General features: G+C 57.6%; 11 protein-coding genes and 1 pseudogene. 5 read left to right on the top strand and 7 right to left on the bottom strand.

The features are described 5' to 3' along the window. Positions 1 to 382 precede the first annotated feature (382 nt). Entirely contained in the window at positions 383 to 1651 is a 1269-nt protein-coding gene (locus tag NZK35_RS09855) for a XylR family transcriptional regulator (RefSeq protein WP_259632365.1), read from the top strand. 62 nt (positions 1652 to 1713) lie between these two features. Here NZK35_RS09855 and NZK35_RS09850 read toward each other — a convergent pair whose 3' ends face one another. The 5 genes from NZK35_RS09850 to NZK35_RS09830 form a co-directional block, all read right to left on the bottom strand. After that, the gene (locus NZK35_RS09850) at positions 1714 to 2259 is read right to left on the bottom strand and encodes a mechanosensitive ion channel family protein (RefSeq protein WP_259632364.1); all 546 of its coding nucleotides are present in this window, start codon (positions 2257 to 2259) and stop codon (positions 1714 to 1716) included. Positions 2260 to 2273: 14 nt separating this feature from the next. Continuing rightward, positions 2274 to 2414: a hypothetical protein gene (locus NZK35_RS09845; RefSeq protein ID WP_259632363.1), complete on the bottom strand. Its 141-nt coding sequence runs from the start codon at positions 2412 to 2414 to the stop codon at positions 2274 to 2276. A gap of 376 nt (positions 2415 to 2790) precedes the next feature. Next, positions 2791 to 3171, bottom strand: a complete 381-nt coding sequence (locus NZK35_RS09840; protein WP_259632362.1) for a sulfatase-like hydrolase/transferase — start codon at positions 3169 to 3171, stop codon at positions 2791 to 2793. A 397-nt stretch (positions 3172 to 3568) separates the two neighbouring features. Beyond that, entirely contained in the window at positions 3569 to 5083 is a 1515-nt protein-coding gene (locus NZK35_RS09835) for a leucine-rich repeat domain-containing protein (protein WP_259632361.1), read from the bottom strand. Between the two features lie 12 nt (positions 5084 to 5095). Next, positions 5096 to 5473: a BlaI/MecI/CopY family transcriptional regulator gene (locus NZK35_RS09830; RefSeq protein WP_259632360.1), complete on the bottom strand. Its 378-nt coding sequence runs from the start codon at positions 5471 to 5473 to the stop codon at positions 5096 to 5098. Between the two features lie 91 nt (positions 5474 to 5564). Between NZK35_RS09830 and NZK35_RS09825 the strand changes: the two genes are divergently transcribed. Next, the gene (locus NZK35_RS09825; RefSeq protein ID WP_259632359.1) at positions 5565 to 6125 is read left to right on the top strand and encodes a DUF1587 domain-containing protein; all 561 of its coding nucleotides are present in this window, start codon (positions 5565 to 5567) and stop codon (positions 6123 to 6125) included. Positions 6126 to 6286: 161 nt separating this feature from the next. Further along, the gene (locus NZK35_RS09820) at positions 6287 to 6943 is read left to right on the top strand and encodes a DUF1552 domain-containing protein (protein ID WP_259632358.1); all 657 of its coding nucleotides are present in this window, start codon (positions 6287 to 6289) and stop codon (positions 6941 to 6943) included. A 13-nt stretch (positions 6944 to 6956) separates the two neighbouring features. On the opposite strand, the gene NZK35_RS09815 is transcribed toward NZK35_RS09820, so the two are convergent. Further along, on the bottom strand, positions 6957 to 16328 hold the full coding sequence (locus NZK35_RS09815) for a VCBS domain-containing protein (RefSeq protein ID WP_259632357.1): 9372 nt from the start codon (positions 16326 to 16328) through the stop codon (positions 6957 to 6959). Positions 16329 to 17066: 738 nt separating this feature from the next. Between NZK35_RS09815 and NZK35_RS09810 the strand changes: the two are divergent. Further along, a pseudogene (locus tag NZK35_RS09810) lies at positions 17067 to 17246 on the top strand (ECF-type sigma factor); the annotation flags it as partial. A gap of 19 nt (positions 17247 to 17265) precedes the next feature. Here the strand turns inward: NZK35_RS09810 and NZK35_RS09805 are convergent. Then, positions 17266 to 18264: an ADP-ribosylglycohydrolase family protein gene (locus NZK35_RS09805; RefSeq protein WP_259632356.1), complete on the bottom strand. Its 999-nt coding sequence runs from the start codon at positions 18262 to 18264 to the stop codon at positions 17266 to 17268. 314 nt (positions 18265 to 18578) lie between these two features. On the opposite strand from NZK35_RS09805, the gene NZK35_RS09800 reads away from it, so the two are divergent. Next, entirely contained in the window at positions 18579 to 18788 is a 210-nt protein-coding gene (locus NZK35_RS09800; RefSeq protein WP_259632355.1) for a hypothetical protein, read from the top strand. Positions 18789 to 19303 lie beyond the last annotated feature (515 nt).

Below are 19303 nucleotides of genomic sequence, written 5' to 3'. Positions count from 1 at the left end.
CCTACCGCGACAATGATGGGTGGCGGAATGATGGGGGCAAGACGATAGATGGCAGCCGGGGTTCCGCAGGTCTTGTTCCGATCGATCGCTCCGCCCCAGTCTCCTTGTCTCCCAGCCTCCCTCTTCATCATTCTGCCCCGAATCATTCTGCCTTCCTTCCCATCCACCTCCCGCAACAAAGCACTCAAAGAATTGTTCCCAATCCTGCCGAGGCGGATTTCTTCAGGAACAAGCGAAAAAACCGATTGTTTATCGCTTCGTCGGCGGACAAAACGATTGCGTCGGGGGCTGAATTGAGAGATATTCCGCAGAGAAAGGATCTGCTCGGGCCAGAAATCCCCGTCCGTTTTGCAACTCTGATTCACCGATATCCGGCTCCGCGATGCCCGTCCCGCCTTCCAACGCCGCAGCAAACGGCCTCCCCAAACACAGGGCCTCTGAGGCCGGCAAGGTCTCGGGCAGCGGCCAAGCACGCCCCAAGGTTTTGTTGCTGGTCGAAACGACGATGGCGTTCGGACGCAGCGTCTTGGAAGGGATCAGCCGTTACCGCATCGAACGACAACCCTGGTCGGTGCAACTGGACTTGCGCGAATTGATGGCCGGACCGCCGGCCTGGTTCCGCTCTTGGGACGGCGACGGCATCATCACCCGCGACACGACTCCCGAGATGATCGAGATCATTCGCGAGACGGGGATTCCGACGGTGAATCTGGGTGACATCCGTGACGACCAAAGTCTGCCTTCGGTGATCAATGACCACGAAGCGATCGGCCGACTCGCCGCATCGCATCTGGCCGACAAGGGAATCGAGCATTTCGCGTTTGCGGGATTCAGCGACCACCATTGGTCGTCTCAGCGACTGACCGGATTCCTCGCCGGACTTGCCGAACGAGGCGTCGAGGATCCGGAGCGGGTGCACGTGCATCAATCCGGATGGTCCTCGGCCAGCCAAGGCGGATGGCAGCAGCAACAAGACCAGATCGTCGCCTGGGTCAAGAGTCTGCCGCGTCCGATCGGGATCCTGGCCTGCAACGACTTTCGCGGGCAACACATCCTGGAAGCCTGTCAAACGGCCAAGGTGTCGGTTCCTGATGAGATCGCCGTGCTGGGCGTCGACAACGACCATGTCCTGTGCGATTTCTGCGACCCGCCGCTTTCGAGCATCATCCCGGCGGCCGAACGCATCGGCTATCAAGCGGCCGTGATGCTGGACCAAATGATGCGTGGGCAGACGCCGGACAAACCACACGTCCAGATCGCACCGTTGGGGATCGCCGAGCGGTTGAGCACCGATGTGATGGCGATCGACGATGAAGACGTGGCCGCAGCGATTCAAATGATTCGTTTCCGAGCCTGCGAAGGTCTAACGGTCTCGGATATTTTGGCCGAAGTTCCGATCGCGCGCAGTAGTCTCGAGCGTCGCTTTCGCCAATACCTGGGGCGTTCACCGCAAGCGGAGATCCGTCGCGTTCAAATCAAACGCGCCTGCCAGTTATTGCGTGACACCGAACTGAGCCTGGTCAAGATCTCACGTCTGACGGGCTTCAAGCACGCCGAGTACTTCAGCGTCGTCTTCAAACGCGAAGTCAATCAGACGCCAGGCCGCTACCGAGACGCCAGCCGCGCGAAAGCCAGGAAACCGTTCGGATGATCGTGACAATTTCAAAAAGCGAAGTTCAGCATGCCTGTTCTGCGCCGCCGTCCTGCTCGTTTTCATTCGTCCGGTCCGCGCCGAGACGGTTGATGAGTCGACGATCCGGCCGTTGATTCAGAAATATTGTTTCGGCTGCCATGGCGGCGATATTGGCCGGGGGACCTGCCTATGTTATTGGCAACCTTTGAACCCTGCGTCTGCCCCTCGTCGTGCGGTTCACTGATCGTGGACAGCCTGGCATCGAGATCGGGCAGGTAGGCTCGCAAGACCATGGTCACAGAACTGTCGGCGAATTGCTCGAATGTTGCTATGGGAGCGGGATCGTCCAATACGTTGTTATGATCTTTGGCCACTGCCAAAAGGATCTCTCGAGCGTGCTCGGTATCACTGCCGTAGGCAATGCCAACCGGAATCACGATGCGGTTCAGCGGGGCACTCAATGTCCAATTCAGCAGTGTGTTGGTGATCAGCGTTCGATTCGGGACCACAAACTCCTGGCGGTCCCAATTGGTGATCGTGGTCGCACGCAGGTGGATCTTTTTCACGGTCCCGGTGGTCGATTCGACGGTGACAATGTCCCCCGCGCGGATTGGACGCTCGAGCAACAGGATCAGTCCACTTACACCACATCGGCAAACGCAATGATTCCAATCGCGATGGCGACGTATTGACAGAGCGTATAAATGGCCAGTCGAGTTCCCGGTTGGACATTGTTGGATCGAAAGACGACCAATTCGAGAAATCCAGGGAGATTCTTCACCACGACGAACGAGACTGCCAAAACCAAGTTGGCAAGCAACAGGGCGGCACCGCAAGCGAGGCTTCAAACGCGTGACTTTGGCTCGATCACAAGGCCTGCCAAGCCGGCATAAGCCAAGGTTAGGATAATCTTGCACTACACGTTCGCGTCAAGGTGTTGGCGGAACGCTCCTGAAACCGTCTGATCAATCACCAGAGGAATTCATTGATGAAACAGGAGGAGCTTTTTGCGTCCCGAAGTTGCCCTGCAGGTCGCCCAGCGCTGTCGCGGGTTCGGTGTTCAGTCCTTCGGGGCCAAATTGTTGGAAAGAAATCCCACGCCGCGCAAAGATGATCGGATTCTCTACCGGCCGGAACGACCGTCGGCCAGTAGGCGATCAGGGGCGAACGCTGCCTCCTTCATAGAGATCACGTTTCCCACCCCGCAAATCCCCGTTGCTGTTGAAAAACTCCGTCACCGGGTGGCCTCGCATCGGACCATTGTCGCTGCAAAACAGAATCAAGGTCTTGTCTTCGATTCCGGCCGACTTGATTGCTTTCACGATCTCTCCGATTCCCGCATCCAGATAGGAGATCATGGCCGCGTAGTCCTTCTGCTCCTTGGTCCAGGGTTTGTCGGCATAAACCCCTTGGCTTGGAACCTCAAACTTCATGTCCTTCAGTTGTTCCCCGTTTTCATGGGGGATCGTCAATGGCAGGTACAGGAAGAACGGCTTGGGTTGCTCAGCGGCATTGACTCCGGTCAGAAAAGTGTGCACCGCGTGGTGCCCACACTCCTTCGCTTTCGGGAATCAACAACAAGGAACGTGGATCGATCACCGTGCTGGGAGATTCACGTTCACCAGGCTGAGCAAATCGCACGTCACCGTGAAGACCTTCGATTCCAAATGAGCTTTTCCACGTCTGCTGGAACGGCGTTGTGTCGTACGAGATCGATTCCCGTGGCGTCCCGCCTGCTTGGCTGAGCCGCACGGCGCTACCCGTGACGACGCGCTGCCGCAACTCGCGATCGCCAAGCTCGACTTCGCCCTCAAACACAGTGACCCAGGACTCCCGACACGTTCGACAGATTGAACTCCATCGCCTTGTGTTCCGCATCCCAAGTAACGCCCTAATCCGCTGCAAAGTGCGTCCCCGACGCAGAATGGTACATGGTCATTTCGTAGGTCCGCCCCGTGAACACAAAAGCGTCGCTGGGATTCTTGCTGTTTTGCGAGATGATCTGGCAAAAGAAGGACAGCTTTCGTTCCTCGTCGGACGAATTCTGGATTTTGATGACTGCGTGCAAAGGAGCCCACCTTCCATGCACCGGTTTCCGTTACGTCGCAGCGTCCAACTATCTTCTGTTAGTGTGATCGTTTCATCTTCTCCGAATTCACTTGGCTTTCCTTCATAAGTCGCTGACACGTATTCCCACGTCCCCAAAAGTTTCAAAATTTCCTTTGGGTCATTCCTCTTGCTGAGGGCCGGCGAACTCACTGCCCGTTCCTCCAAATCGTTCAACTTGTCGAGGTGCTTGAGGCCTTCAGCAGTGAAGTGGTCGGATGCGATCGAAAGAGACTTCAGTTTCTTGCATCGATCTGCGATGAGTCGAAGTGATTCGTCCGTCAGTTCCGCCGAATTTAGGGACAGGACTTCTAAGTTGGACAGACCCTCGGTGATTTTCGCGACAAACTTGTCCGTGAACTGCCCATCGTGGATCACCAGGCTTCGAAGTGTCTTTACGGAGCGAAGATGTTCGGCGCAGCGATCCGTGCAAATTGGTGCTCCGTCATACCCATTGTCCGCGTTGAATTCGAGAGTGTGGATCTTGGGTAATAGGGCGATGAATTTGAGGTCATCGTCATTGATTCCGTCTTTGTTTAAATGGACGTCCTTCAGGTTTTTCAATCGCCCAAGCTTCAGAAGATCGCCTTCAATGGTGACGTATTCGGAGTCGACTCCCACATATCCCATAACGATTCGAGTGAGGCTCGTACAGTTGGAGAGTCGATCGACCTCCCTGGCCGTCAATTCCGTCCCGTAATCGAATGTGACGCTCTCAGGTTTTTCGTTCTTGAACGTCCACGCTCCCTTGGAGAGGGGGTGCTGTGAAAAGGCCGTCGGTGACTGGTTTACTAGCTTGATTTTTGCAACCTTCAACATGACTGATTTCTCGCCTTCTTGGGGCGCCTCATAAAAGCTGGCCCAGAGGTGCCCGTCATGTTCAGCCATGCCCACCGGCTGTCTGATGCCGCCGGTCGGAAATCGCAGAAGCTCGGTCATTTGACCCGTCGATGGGTCAATCCGACAAAGCACGCTATGCGCTTCGTCACCTTCGATGAATACGGACGAAACAACACTCGCGTCTTTCAGAACCAGGAGGTTGGGATAACCAAATTTCAGGTTGGTTGGCGTCCATGTCCACTCGGTATAGGGAGCCTTCGAAACACCGATTCTCCCCGTGGCATACTTTCCGCTCGGGATCAACCAACGGCGCACCTTATCGAAGTTGTAGGCCTTGAAGCTGAGCAGGCAGAACGCTCGGTCCTTGGTAACCACAAGCTGCGATTCGCGTGGCCCTGTTAGCCGAGACCGCAGCAGTCGCTGCAAAAGCAGGACGACCAGCACCAGAAGCGACGCTCGAATTGAGGAAGCGAGAACCCAGCTGAAGATTGGAATCATTGACATGCCCGCTCACGCTTAGGATTTGAGTGATTCGTCGAGGGTTCGCTTTAGCTCCGCAACTTCTTCCGCTGTGAGGCGGCTGTTTTGAGCAAAATGCATGATGAGAGGTTTGGCCGCTCCCCCGAAGATGCGCTGAGCGAATGAATCGCTCTCAGCTTTGACGCATTTCTCTCGCGAGATAGAGGGCCGAAACGTCTGCGTGCCGGACTTATTTTTGCCGATCTTCAATGCCCGCTTTCTCACCAGTCGGGTGAGGAGCGTGCGCACGGTGTTTTCGGCCCAGTTGGTGGATGGACTCAGAGCTCGAGTGACCTCGGACGCTGTCTGTGGCGAGGCTTCCCAGAGCACCTCCATGACTGCCCATTCGGATTCAGAGATATTTGGCTCGTTCATGAAAAACATACTACATGTGTAGTGGTTGCGAGTCAACTACGCTTGTAGTGGACATTGAAAGAACGCTGTTGTGAGACACCCATTCGGACCGGTGACTGCCGGTTATGGTGAAGGCGTGAGTTGCCCCAAAGAAAGACTGACGTCCTCCGTTGAGAGTCAGTCACCTTGGAACTGTATGTCACGATGGACTGATGCTGGCTCATCCTGGGCCGAAACCAGTAAGCCCTTCCGTTTTGCAGTCTTGTCGCGGGATTTGCGCGGGTATCCAACGAGATACGAATATGCGAATGCGATGCGTGATCTGTTGGGAGTCGATCTGGACTTCGCCCGCAACCTGCCACCGGATCCGATCTCGCCGAAAGGATTTCTGAATGATGGTGCGACCCTGGAAATGTCGCCTACGCAAATCGAGATGTACCTGGACATTGCCCGCCGCTCGTTAGCGGAAGCCATTGTGATAGGCGAACGTCCAAAATTGCACGAATTCTCCCAGACGACGACGGCTATCGGCGATTTACCGAAGAAGAAAGTCGCTGGTCACCAACCGGTTAAGCCGGAGTTCATTTTGGACTTGAAGGAATTTCCTCGACACGGTGAGTTTGAACTGAAAACAACGGCTTCCTCTCGCACGCGGAAGCGTGAAGGACCGTAACCACGTCATGAAAAAATCCTGGCAACTCAGTCGGCGCAGCGTGTTCCGAGCAGCGGGAGTCAGCATGGCGCTGCCGTGGCTGGAGGCAATGGGCGCACCCAGTTCTGCTGAGCAGCGACTGCTGCCCCGGCGGATGTGCGCTATCCTGTTTCCTTTCGGAGTTGCGATGCCGAACGACGACGCTTTCATACACCGATAAGGGGCAACCCATACCCGCGCTGTCGGATCCCAAACAGGTCTTTGAACGCTTATTTGGCCAGGATGGTGCCAGCAAACAAGACCGAAGCAAACTGCAGAACTCCGAGAGCATTCTCGACTTGGTGATGGATCAATCGAAATCCCTGCGTCACAAGCTGGGCGTCGCTGACCAGCGGAAGATGTCCGAGTTCGAAACATCCGTGCGAGAGGTGGAACATCGCATCCAGCGGTCAAGCAGTTGGCTGGACATTCCGCTTCCACACGTCGACCGTGATTCCATCGCGCTCGATGCGACCGTCGATGCACCCAAAGAATATTTGAAAGCGATCTACGACCTTCAGTTCCTCGCCTTCCAGACCGATTTGACGCGGATTTCCACGTATCAAATTGGAAGCTATGGTCCGTCGCGCGCAAGAGCGTTTCCTGGTGTCCTGGGGTTAAAACCCGACTGGCACGGATTGGCGCACGCCGCGGGAAAGAAAGGTGGTCCCGAGAATATTGGTCGCTTTGACCAGTTCCTCGTGGAAAACCTGGCACGATTCCTGACGAGATTGAAAGACACTCCCAAGGGGGACGTAACCCGACGCTTCGGCTTAGCACCGAACGCGGCAATCGCGTAGGCCCGTTCCAAAATTAGTTACTTGCGAACCATTGCAACTCGAGATCGGTGAATACCTCGTCCTTGCTTGAATGAATGGAATCTTCGTCCTCGCTGGCGAGGAACCAATCCATTCCACCTCCACCGACAAGCATATCTCGTTCGTTATCACGAAAGGCCGTGTTCTCACTCAAAACGACATTGCCGTTCAAGCCACCACCGTTCCTAAGATGGTTGACGCGTAGGGCGTAGTCTGTCGATGAAAGCCATTCGGCCATGATGCGATTGACCGCTGCGACGTTGGGATCGTGGACGGTTCGTCCCGCAATCAAGATGTCGTCGTCGTTGTTGCCGAGAATCTTATCGGCTCCGACCCCACCCACGAGCAAGTCACGACCGATATGGCCGGCGACATGATCATTTCCGGCCCCGCCAAAGATCACGTCGTCACCGGCGCCGCCGCGGATTTGGTCATCTCCGTCGCCGCCGTAAATCCAGGCCGGGACCGTTGTGTTCGCAAGCACTTTAATCTTGTCATCGCCTGACAACCCCAAGACATAGAATCGCGTGATGGCGGCATCGATCTGAAAACTTTGGTTGGCGGCCCCATCGGAAGCAAGGTCAATCCTGAACAGCCCCTCGCTGTCGATTCGAATGTCGATCTCATCACCGACTTCGGTTCCTTTGACCACGGCGGCTTGGCCGACCACGCCCCGGTCGAAGTAGGATACGCGGTTGACGGTGCCATTTGCCTGCTGTTGGACCGTCACGGTGACCCTGCCAATCGACGTGAGACCCGAATCATCCACGACTTGATACTCAAAGCTATCGATTCCGCTAAATCCCACCTCCGGAAGGTAAACAAAGCTGCCATCGCTCGCGAGTGCCAGGGTCCCGAAGGACGGAGGCGAAACGGGGGCCTGATCGACTGATAAAGTTCCTCCGCTGTCTGGATCCAGGTCGTTCGCTAACAACCCAGCGGACGCATCGATGACCAAGGCGCCAAGTTCATCCACGGTGAAAGCGTCCGCAACCGCCTGCGGTTGATCGGCCCGGCCGTTGATCCAGATCGTTACTTGGGATGCCGAGCCGTCAACTGACTTGATCGTGTACACGTCACTCACTTGATCCAAAGCATTCAAGTTTTGGACGGATGGCAAGTCGAGTGCAAATGTCCATTGGCCGCTAGCCGCCAAACTGAATAGGCCAAACGCCCCCACGCTGTTCGTTTGCGCGATGAATACCGATTCCCCTTCATCCGGGTCGGCGACGGTGAGTTGGCCGGTGATTGCCTCCGATGAATCTTCATTCGTGGTTCCCGTTGTCACTCCGCCGATCACTGCGGCGTCGTTACGCCCTGCAATTTGAATCAGAACTTGTTGCGTGGCGGTACCGTCGAATGACCGGGCGACAAATGCATCTGTCACCTGATCGCCTGCATTGAGGGTCTGGACGGCCACGGGATCAAGGGAAAAGCTCCATGTGCCATTCTCCGCGATGCTGAAACGTCCGAACGAACCCGCAACGTCCACCTGAGGTTCGAATTCTGACTCGCCATCATCGGGGTCAGCAACGATCAGAATGCCGTTAACCGGTGCGTCGCTGTCTTCATTGGTTGATCCGGAAGAGATTCCACTGACCGTGGCAACATCGTTACGACCGTGGATTCGAATCACGACACTCTGTGTTAGTTGACCGTCGACCGAGGCGACTGCGAACGTGTCCTGTACCTGATCACCCGCATTGAGATCTTGCAGGACGGATGCATTCACGGTGTAAATCCACTCGCCATTCGCTGAGAGAGTGAAGAAGCCAAAGTCGCCCCCCACATCGGTTTGCGGAGAGAACGCGATATCGAGTTGATTGCCGCTGGCGTCCACGACAATCAGTTCTCCGAAGACTTGGCTCGCGTCTTCGTTTGTTGTTCCGGTCGGCCCCAAGAAAACGTTGGTTCCCCCACCTTCGACAAAGGTATCCGTTCCCGAGGGATCGACGACATCGTTGATTCCACCGCCGTCTACCAACGTGTCATCACCCTCGCCGCCGATCAGTGTGTTGGATCCGGCACCTCCGATCAACTCGTCGTCACCGGCCCCGCCGTCGATGCGAGTGACGCCTCCGCCGCCCTGGATGATGTCCTGGCCGTCACCCCCTGACAATTCAGTGGTATTGGTGACCGATGCATCAATCGTGATCACATCGTCGCTGCCTTCGCCGTTGACTTGAATCAACGCCAGGTTGGGCAGATGAATCGTCGCAAAGATGGCGTTTTGGAAAGCGACTTCAACGAGACCGCCGGAGGAGGGCGAGGTCAACGAGATTTGATCTTCACCCTCGGTGCCGCGAAGGCTCAGTTCATCGCCCGTAAAGGTCGGCGAACCTGCGTCTTGAGATAAGTTGACGCCAAGATCAATTCGAATCGCGCCAGAGGCGGTCGCTTCGATCACTCCGGAACCGACCGTTTGGATGAAATTGCTACCGGAATCGGTGACGATCAGATCGGTTCCCGCATCGAGCACGACCTTTCCATTTCCTCCGGTGGTCAAAATCGAAGCATTAATCAGCAGGTCATCGTCTTGCCCACCATCATTGGTGGAGACCAAGCGAATGTCTCCGCCCCCGGTCTCGCCGACGTTGGCCAGTACTGAAAGCGGACTGTGTGTGACGGTCGTGATGCCACCACCATTGGTCGTGATCCCCTCGATACCGTTGACCGTGCCGATGGTCAGTGGACCGTTGTTTTCGAGGGTAAATCCAGCGTCCGCGCCCGTTACCTGCGCCGCGACGACTTGAATCGAGTTGCCGCTGCCACTCGTGGCGTTGTCGAGAACGACAGAATCGACCGATCGAATTCCAAGGCTCGGGACAATCAAAGCTCCGGCTGGCCCGTCATTGATCCCGGAGGCAGTGCGCAAGCTGAGTGTATCGATGCCGGTGGGCGCCATCACGTCGCTGATCTGAATCTCGCCCGTGCCAAAGCGACCCACTTCGACCAGCGGTGCGACCACGCGGTTCAATTCTGCGTTGGAGATCTCTAAGACGTCGGACTGGGTATCACCCGTCGCGCCAAGGTCGACCGCGTCGAGCGTGCGAAAGTTTACGGCAGAACTGGCGTGTACGTTGCCCATCAATTCCACATCATCGATCCTAAAATCGATCACGTTACCACGAATCACCGCTCCCGCATCGAGCGTCAACGATGCATCGTTCTGGAGCCCGATGAAGAGGATCGTCTGTGATGCGGAGACGTCGTCGGCTGCCGAAGTATTGGTGACGGTAATGACACCGGTGTTGGCAATCAGTGAGACGCTGCCAGCAGTCGAAACGCCGGCTTGGCCAGCCACTTCGCCCACGGTGAAACTCGTGCCGTTGGCAAGATTGACGTTTCCGCCCGAGCTGTGAAGGGAGATCGTGCCAACTTGATTGGCTCCCGAACCCAATGCGATATCACCTCCCGCTTCAATGGCAAGACGATCTTGTTGAACCCCACTTCCAGTTTGTGTTACGGAACCGCCAGTGCGAAGCCGCAGATTCTGGACACTGTTGGCCGAGATCTGATCACTGATCGAGATCGATGCGTTTGAGGAGCGTCCAAATTCAACAACCGGTGCAGTCACGCGATTCAGTTCGTCGTTGGAGAACTCAAGCACGCCCGCCGTCGTGTCACCGACCGCGCCGAGATCGATCGAATCGTTGGTACGGAAGTTGACCTGAGTTCCCGCGACTACCGACCCGGCCAGTTCCACTTCGTCGATTCTAAAGTCGACGACATCGCCCGACACCCGCGCGGAAGCGGCGATCGTGGCGGTGGCATTGTCACCGCTTCCCGTCAGGATGACCGTCGAGCCTGAATCGACGTCATTCAGGGCGGATGAGTTGTCGATCGTGAGGTTCCCGGAGAAGGCCGTCAACGCCACGCCTCCTGACGCGGAGGCGCCGGCCACGCCAGCGACTTCCCCGACCGCAAAGCTCTGGCCGTTGCCAAAATTGACGTTACCGGATGCACTGCGCAGCGCTACAACATCCACACGATTGGCAGAAGCACCGAGTTGGATTTCACCGCCGGCATCAATGGCCACGCGATCCTGAAGCAGCCGCCCCGCTCCCGTCCGAGTCACCGTACCGCCGGCCTGTAGTAGCAGCTCTTGAACTGTTGCCGAACGAACCGTTTCGCCAATCACAAAGGATCCGGCAGTCGTGTCGCCCAGCCGTACCTTGGCCGCGGTGATTCGATCCAAATCCGCATCGCCAACCGCAAAGCCGGTGGCCGATCCCAATGTCATGTCGGCACCGGCCATCCACGGTCCAAACCAGGCGGTACCGGTCCCAAGATCGGTCGCGGCACTGACGTCCACGTCGTCACTGGCAACGTTGAGGTCGGCGTCGTAGCCGCTGCCGACTCCTTGGATGGTGACCACGTCGCCGCCGCCACCCGCGTTGACAATTAAAGCGGAAGTCGGATTCAGGAAATTTATCGTTGCGCCGGCCCCCGAGGAAATCGACGTTTTGCCAATTCCACCGTCGCCGACCACGACGGAATCCGCTGCACCCCCGTAGTTGAAGCTTAAAGAACCGATGGCAAAAGCAGTCTCGATCGGTTCGACATCCACAAACTCAATCGGTCCGTAGCCGTCGATGGTGAGAATGCCGGCTGATGGGGTTGTCAGGTCGAAGCTTGCGGTGGCGACCGTGCCGGCACCTTCGACGAAAAGCTGGTCTCCCACTCCACCGACCGATTGGGAGCCTCCGTCCACGCGGACGGGGAACGGCAGGTCGCCGCCGGCGAGATCGACGGTGAGCGCATCATCTCCGCCGAGCAGATCGAAAACGATGGAACCGGTAATCCCCGGGTTTTGCGACGGGCTGATCGTCACGGAATTCGTACTGCCGCCGGTACCGACCACCGACGAATCCAACTGAATGATCTCGCTCGGACTGCTGATCACGAGATCGCTGCCGTGCTTCTGGACTCGCAGGTCGTTGTTGCTGGCACTGCCGCCTGTCTCGGTGACAAGAAGATCGGCACCATCGAGACGCACGATCAGTCCTGGCTGGATGGCGGGGGCACCTGGATCGGTGATGGTGCCGTTGGCCGTCAGGTCGCTGTCGCCGCGCTGGCCATCAACGTAGTGCAGGGTGATCTGTTGGCCGTTGATGACGGCGCCGGTCTGACCGTCAAAGGCGAATTCGTACCAATGCGGGGTCGGATTGTCGGGAGTCGCACCGTAGTTGTACCAAGTGCTCGCAGTGGTGCCCGTCGGCAAAAAGACGGTCACCGTGGTTGATGTCGTACCCGGAGCCAGCTGAACATTGAAGTCGAAGAAACCGACTGGAAACTGCGCGGTTGGAGGTGCATCGGCCGGGGATGGGTTCGGCTGAGCTAAGACAGATTCGAGTGTCGTTCCGGGTTCCGAGGCCAGTGTCACGTACTGCGCATTTTCCGAATTGGGCAGCGAGGCGACATTCTCCTGGTCGCTGTCAAGGATGCCATCGTTGTTACCATCACCCGAATTGGGAGCTCCCGATTCCACGTCGTCGCTCAAGCCGTCCGCATCGTCGTCGCCCGGTCGGTTGTGGTTCATTGCGACGGCAAAATCGAATCCCGTTGGTCCGTTGCTGGAACTTGTACCAACGGTGATCAACTTGCCCGATAAGTGCTGCAGGATGCGACCACCATACACGGAAACACCGCGGGTCCCGAATTCCGTGTCGGGAGTGCCGTCCTGGAAGTAACGCTTGATCAAGTTCGGAGAGGAACCGCGTAAGGCGACGATGCGATCATCGAAGACTTCAACATCGAGGACCTGGCCAAAGGTCGAAGTATCGGTCAGGACGCCCCCCGCCGCGAACGTTGTGTCCAGTGTGCCGTCATTCAAGTAGCGGGCAATCAAAGGACCGCCGCCCACAAGAATCCGGCCCTCGGTATCCAGGGTCACGGCTGTTCCGCCAAGTGAGGCCTGACCCAACCCATCTGTCACCTTGCCACCGGAGGCGAAGGACGTGTCGAGAGCACCTGTGTCCAGGACGCGAGCCAGGGCCAACTGCTGTATGCCGCTGTTCACAGAGAGACCAACGGCAACGATCCGGCCGGTACTGTCCATTGCCAGGTCCACAAGCTGGTCGGTGCCGCCAAAATCGATGCGTGCCGTTCCGCCACTGCCAAATCCCGAATCCAGGTCGCCGTTGGGCAGCAGCCGCACCACGGCGAAGTCGTAATTCCCGGTGGCCCCTTCGCGATAGGTCTGCCCCACAACGAGACGGCCAGCAGTATCCAGACGGGCTCGAGCCAAATCCGCACTCGAAAAGCTAAGCGAATGCTGGGCCAAGCCGGCATTGCCGTAGCTTGCATCGAGGGTGCCGTCCTGCAGTAACTTGATGACGCGTAAAGCACCGCTCGAACCACCGACGATCAGCAATCCGCCGTCAGGTGTCCGAAGAACCTCATTGGCTTCCTCGCCGTCGCCCGAGTCGAACACAACCCGGCCCCCAACGCCGAAGCTCGGATCGAGCGTCCCGTCAGCCTGATAGCGGGCTACGGCAAAATCTTCGAAGGGTGAGGGTCCAGAGCTGCCGGCGACCACCATTTTGCCGTCGGGTAGAGCCAATCCGGCATTTCCAATATTACGTCCGGGCGACTGGATATCCGTGACGACTTTCCCGCCGTCCCCAAAATCGGGGCTCAATTGCCCCGTACTATCCAGTTGGGCCAACACAAAGTCCTGAGAGAAGGTGTCCCCGGCGACGGTAATCGTCCCGGAGCCATCGACGAGAATCGCGTTGCCACGGTCATTCGAAGCGCCAAAATCAATCGTCTGAATGCCGTCGGCGTCAAAGCTCGGGTCAGGCGCCCCATCGTCCTGCAGGCGAAGGACGGGCAGATCCGATGGCCCCAAGCCGACCAGCACCAGATCGGTCCCGTCAAAAGCAACATCGGTGGCGATATCGAACGATGACCCAACATCAATGGTCAAAAGACCGCTCGATCCAAATGTCGCGTCTGGATTTCCGGCCGCATCCATGCGGAGAACGGCAAAATCGGTGGAGGAGGCACTTTCCGCTCGTCCGGCAATCACGAGCCTGTCGGAGGCGTCCACCGCAACCGTTCGCGCTTCGTCGTTGCCGAATCCAAAGTCAACGACCTTGGTGCCGTCGCCGTCGAACGTAGAATCGAGTTCCCCGTTGCTGGAGAGCCGTGCGATGGCGAAATCATCGTTGGATCCGGAAACCAGCTCCTTCGTGCGGCCGACGACGACGATTGCATTGTTTGCTCCAATCGCCACGGCGGTCGGTTGATCAAAACCGTTATTGAAATCCACCGAAACCAGGCCGGAGCCGTGGGGACTCGCCGATCCGAAGGTCGGGTCCAGATCGCCGTTTGTGCCGAGGAAGCGTGCGACAAAGAAGTCGAGGCTCGTGGGAGCGGACGAGTTCGATGTTCTTGCTAAGACCGCGAGGTTGCCCGCCCCGTCAATGGCCATGTCCACGCCGAATAGGCGGTTGGAACTGCCGGGACCAGCCGAGACAAGTCCGCCGTCGCCAAAAGATGTATCGGGCGCGCCGTTGGGCAACAACCGCAGCACCGCAATCTTGTTGGCTTGACTACCAGCGACGAGAATCTTGCCGTCCGCTTGAATCGCGACCGCTTCGGCCCAATGCGTCCCGGGCAGATCCGGAATCACAATGCCGCCCTGTCCAAAACTCGAATCGAGCGTGCCGTCGGGTAGATAACGCGTCACGACCATATTGCGAAGCGTGGCATTCGTTTCACCGACGAGCACGATTTTGCCGTCGGGCTGTCGCGCGATGTCGGGGCTGAGATCACGATTCGACGACAGAAAATCGGTCTGTACCAGCCCGTTTGGGCCGAATAGCTCGTAGGGATCTCCGGCCGTGAACGCAGGCGGATCCGTGATGGTCAGTGCAGCGGTCGCGTCACTGAATTTGCCGTCGGGATCGGTGACGCGGACTCCGATCGTGAAATTTCCGTCCGCCGCGATGCCGTTCTGGACCAAGGTCGACCAGGATAGCCCGAGTGAAGCTCCTCCGGCGTCGTCGTAATCGTTGTCGCCATCCAGTTCCCAGCCATACGTGATCGCGTCGCCGTTGGAATCGGTAGAGGCTGCGGCATCGAGAAACAGCGTATCGCCTTCGTACATGGCGTACGGACCGCCTGCTTGAGCCTCAGGCGTCCCGCCTATAAACCGTCGTAGGATGAAGTCGGCACCGAACAACGCGGTCACAAAATTCCCGTCGGGCAGGAGGACGATTGCTTGGGCTTGCAACTCGGTCCCGTCTTCAAAGTAGCCTCCGTCGCGGAATCTCGTGTCCAGGCTGCCGTCCGTGTTATAGCGCGCGATAGCCGGGCCGCTGCCTCGACCAGCCGCCAAGATTTTGCTGTCCTTCTGAAGCACGATTTCCTGAATTTCGAATCCTACTCCATTCAGAGCGACCCCGTCGCCTCCGCCGAAGGACGCATCGAGCTCACCGCCCGCCGTCAGCCGCCCGACGACAAACTCCGAAGACGTACCCGTGCGCGCCCGACCGCCGAACACGATGCGACCTGCGTCGTCCAAGGCGAGGTCCAGAATTTTATCGCCGGTCAGCCCGCCTCCGGCGAAATCGATGATGGACTTCCCGCCATCGCCGAATTGGGAATCGACGGTCCCATTCGGCAACAGGCGAGCGACGAGGCCGTCGGCTTCGGAGCCGATGTGGCCCCCTACCAAGATCTTGCCGTCGGCCTGGATGGCGACGGCGTCCGCGACTTCACTACTCCCGAAATCGATGGCCGCCTGCCCCAGCGACGACCCGAAACTCCAATCGACCGCACCGTTGGATTCGAGGCGGGCCACGAGCAGGTCGTTGAAATTGGTGCCAGCGACGATGATTTTCCCGTCGGTCTGAATGGCAACATCACGAATAGAGCTGCTACTCCCAAGTGGCGAGACCAACGCAATCCCGTCACCGTCAAACGACGTATCGGGCGTCCCATTTGCGTTAAACCGCGCGACAGCGATACGATTTCCAGAGAAACCGGCCGCTACAATCTTGCCGTCGGTTTGCACAACTCCCGCCTCGAAGCCCCCGCCTCCAGGCACTCCGAAATCGGTGGAGACGATACCGCCTGTCCCGAAGGAGCCGTCGAGCGTCCCGTCCGCATTGTGTCGCGTGAGACTGAATTGCACGGCGCTCCCAACCACCGAGGTACCGACCGTGACCAGTTTTCCGTCCACCTGCCGCACGAGATCTTTCGCCTGATCGCCAGAGATAACGTCGGTCGCCACGGTCCCCCCCGTTCCGAAACCGAGATCAAGGTCGCCATCACCGGCCAACAGTCTCCGGCACTCAAGGGCCTCGAATGCGTGCAATCGGTTGTACTTCCGCCGCCGGCGTTGCAGCTTTTTCATGCTCATCTCTCAGGTAGATCTCCGTGCTCACTTTGCGGCCCAACGCGAGCCACTGCGAAACCGTGAGGACGGCGCAAGGACTGTTGCAGTCAGTTGTTCAGCAAAAACGGAAATGAGAACCCAAACAGCCCGTGTAACCACTTTGAAAACGGAACTGGCTAACGATCGGACGCCGAGGCGAGACCCGGACGCGGATCGAAGCGATTCCAGCGGACCGACGTCGTCGGTCAGTGGAGGCACGCTCGGCGAGCACGTTATCCGTACTTGGCCCGAAAGTGCCACCTACCGCTCCGCAACGAATTCACCGCATTCACCTTTAAAAGCGAGAAAGGCCGGAGCGATGCCTCAGTGAAAATGCTTTTTTTATTCGGCAGCGAAACCGGGTGGTAGACTTTGTTTTTTGTTTGGGTCTTCCGCAGAATCTGTGGGTGACTTCACTCGTTTTCCATCGGTTCCACACTTCCACCAGCGATGTCAGCGATGTCCAAGATCATGAATCCAGAGTGGTGGATTTTCTTAGGCCTTCGAATGAAACCCAGCGTATCGCAGGTCGCAAACCGTGGCAGGGTCCTGGGGCGTGAAGTGGCACGTGTAGCAGGACGTTTTGATCGTGGGATATTCGATCGGTACGGGTTCGCTTCGACAAAGGAAGACGCAGAGGAGCTTCGGAGGAAAGAACTAGTCGAGCAATGCGACGAATTGATCGAGAGCTTAGAAGCCGATGTCCTACCCGGGAACTTGCCAGGCAGAAGTTTTGTCCGCACTCCGGGAAATCATCAACAAGGAGAAACGAAGTATGAAGCCGCCGACGAACTCCTACCGCTCGTTGATGAAGAACTCCGTAGGCTCGCGGCGAACAAGCTGGCCAAAGAGCGGTCAGATCATTCACTGCAAGCGACGGCTCTGGTGCACGAAGCAGGTGAACCTGGCTGGAGAGTCAACGTCCGGCAGAGAGTTCAAAACACCTGTGCGAAAGCGACACCAAGGCTTTGTAGCCCCAAGTGCCGCGATCATGGACGCGTTCTGCCAAGTGTGCAGGCAGTGCATCCAGCCCCAAATAGGCTCCACTGATTGCTCCCGTCATGGCGGCCGTCGTGTCCACGTCTCCCCCGACGCGAATCGCCGTGCTGACAGCCGCCGCGTAGTCGTCAGGCGATTTCAAGAATGCATAAAGACTCCAGATCACGCTGGGAACGACAAAGGGTGAGATGCGGTCCCAGTCGCTTTTTGCTCCTGGCTCCTGCCCCAGCACCGCAATTCGATCGACAGCCTCCTCCACGGAAAGCTCCCAAAAATCCGACAGTTGTCGCAGGCTTTCCGCGAAGCCCTTATCAATCGTCGCCGTGAATTCCGCCAGTTGGGAAACAAAGGCTGGTGGGTCGATTGTTTTCGATCGCAGAGCCAGATGAACGGCAATGGCAATCGCTACCGCACCGGCCGAGGCCCGCGGATCCTGGTGCGTGATTCGACCCTGATCGCAGGCAGCTTGAATCACGTGACGCACGTCCCCAAACATCAGCCCAATCGGGCCGGCCCGCATGGCACTGCCGTTGCCAGCTGCTGGCGCCGGCGTTCCGGCTTCGTCCCAAGACAGACCGGCCGCCAGACGCATCGCGGCATGATGGGTCGTCATCCCGCGACCGACGATCCGGTCCTCCACGAAGATCGCGGCGATCCGCTTGGCGTAATCCGCCGGATTGAATTCGCCGCAGTCGACGAAACTCTGCATCAGTTCGCGAGCCAGCTGTGAGTCGTCTGTGTACTGTCCCGACCAAGCGTTCTCGTCCAGTTGTCCCTGCAGCCATGACCGCAACGGGCCGGCAACATAGACCTCACAGTCCTCCCGTGGCCAGCCTTCACGGAGAACCCCCAGCGCGTCGCCCAGGCACTGACCGATGACGCAGCCGCTAAAGTGATTCTTGTGGGGACGATGCATGAATGCTCTCTCCATGCGGTAGGGAGGGTGGCTCTACTTTCAGTCTATCCGACCGAAACGAAGTCTCCGATCTGAAACCCAACGACGGTTCGCGTAGCCGATGATCTTTTCACCGGCTTTCTTGTCTTACCCTGGCCAGGGTGCAATCACCGTGACATCACTTGACCACCGTCCCACCATGAGCTCTCCAAACTCGCGAAACTCTTCAGGTGTGGAAGTCGTATCAATTCGTTCAAAGCGAGCATCAATCGTAACACGCTTCCCGTCTTGGTCTTTGCCTTCGAAATGCGTCACCATTAAATCAGGTCTGAGATTTGGCGAAGCATGCAGCGAAGCGTTTTAGCGAACTCGCGTCGGTCGATGCAACCGACTGCGCGAAGAAATTGCGTTTTCTCTGTTCGGTGCGATCGCTCGGCACGTTTGTGGATTTGACCGACGCGCCAAGGGGCGGTGCTCAAACCTCGCCGGTCGATGAAATGAAACGCGTCTGCTGCCGCCGCAGTCTGAAAAACCGCAACACCTAATCCGCTTCCCAACCAAGCGCACTTTCGGCTTCCATGCGTGCGGAAATGCACATCCGCATCGACGGGTTCGTTCAGGTGTAGGAGTAAGACGCAACACTGCCGACAAACGGGCGGACCGAAAAGACTGGACCGCAGCCATTCAAAGAACTTGCGCTTGCTTTCGATCTGTGTGCTGGACCGTTCGTCAGCACAAAGGTCGTTCGCCGAGCCTAGTGCTTTGTTCCATTTCAATGTTCGGGTCGATGAGAGATTCGCGAAAAGGGGTCAGACCCCAATAGCCGGAACGGCCCGAAGGGTGCTTCGCACTATTGGGGTCTGACCCCTTTTCGCTGGCCAACCCTAATTGCAAATTGGAACAAAGCACTAGGATGATTTTCCGATGGCCTGCGTTTCACCCACAACGATTTGATTCGTCTGTTTCGCCTCGGTATCCTCTTGCCATCGGCCGGATCCAATACGCGGCCGAGAAACCGACGTGAATCGAGGAACAAAGCCGTGCACCTGAACGCTCGGTC

It is taken from the genome of Stieleria sedimenti, assembly GCF_025060895.1.
Lineage (GTDB): Bacteria > Planctomycetota > Planctomycetia > Pirellulales > Pirellulaceae > Stieleria > Stieleria sedimenti.
The sequence above is the reverse complement of the archived record's forward strand: the minus strand, read 5'-3'. Positions and strand labels throughout refer to the sequence as shown.

What these genes read in the sequence shown, in the direction of transcription:
- NZK35_RS09855 (WP_259632365.1), top strand. Translation starts at nt 383, where the DNA reads ATGCCCGTCCCGCCTTCCAACGCCGCAGCAAACGGCCTCCCCAAACAC.
- NZK35_RS09835 (WP_259632361.1), bottom strand. Translation starts at nt 5,083, where the DNA reads ATGTCAATGATTCCAATCTTCAGCTGGGTTCTCGCTTCCTCAATTCGA.
- NZK35_RS09830 (WP_259632360.1), bottom strand. Translation starts at nt 5,473, where the DNA reads ATGAACGAGCCAAATATCTCTGAATCCGAATGGGCAGTCATGGAGGTG.
- NZK35_RS09815 (WP_259632357.1), bottom strand. Translation starts at nt 16,328, where the DNA reads ATGAAAAAGCTGCAACGCCGGCGGCGGAAGTACAACCGATTGCACGCA.
- NZK35_RS09805 (WP_259632356.1), bottom strand. Translation starts at nt 18,264, where the DNA reads ATGCATCGTCCCCACAAGAATCACTTTAGCGGCTGCGTCATCGGTCAG.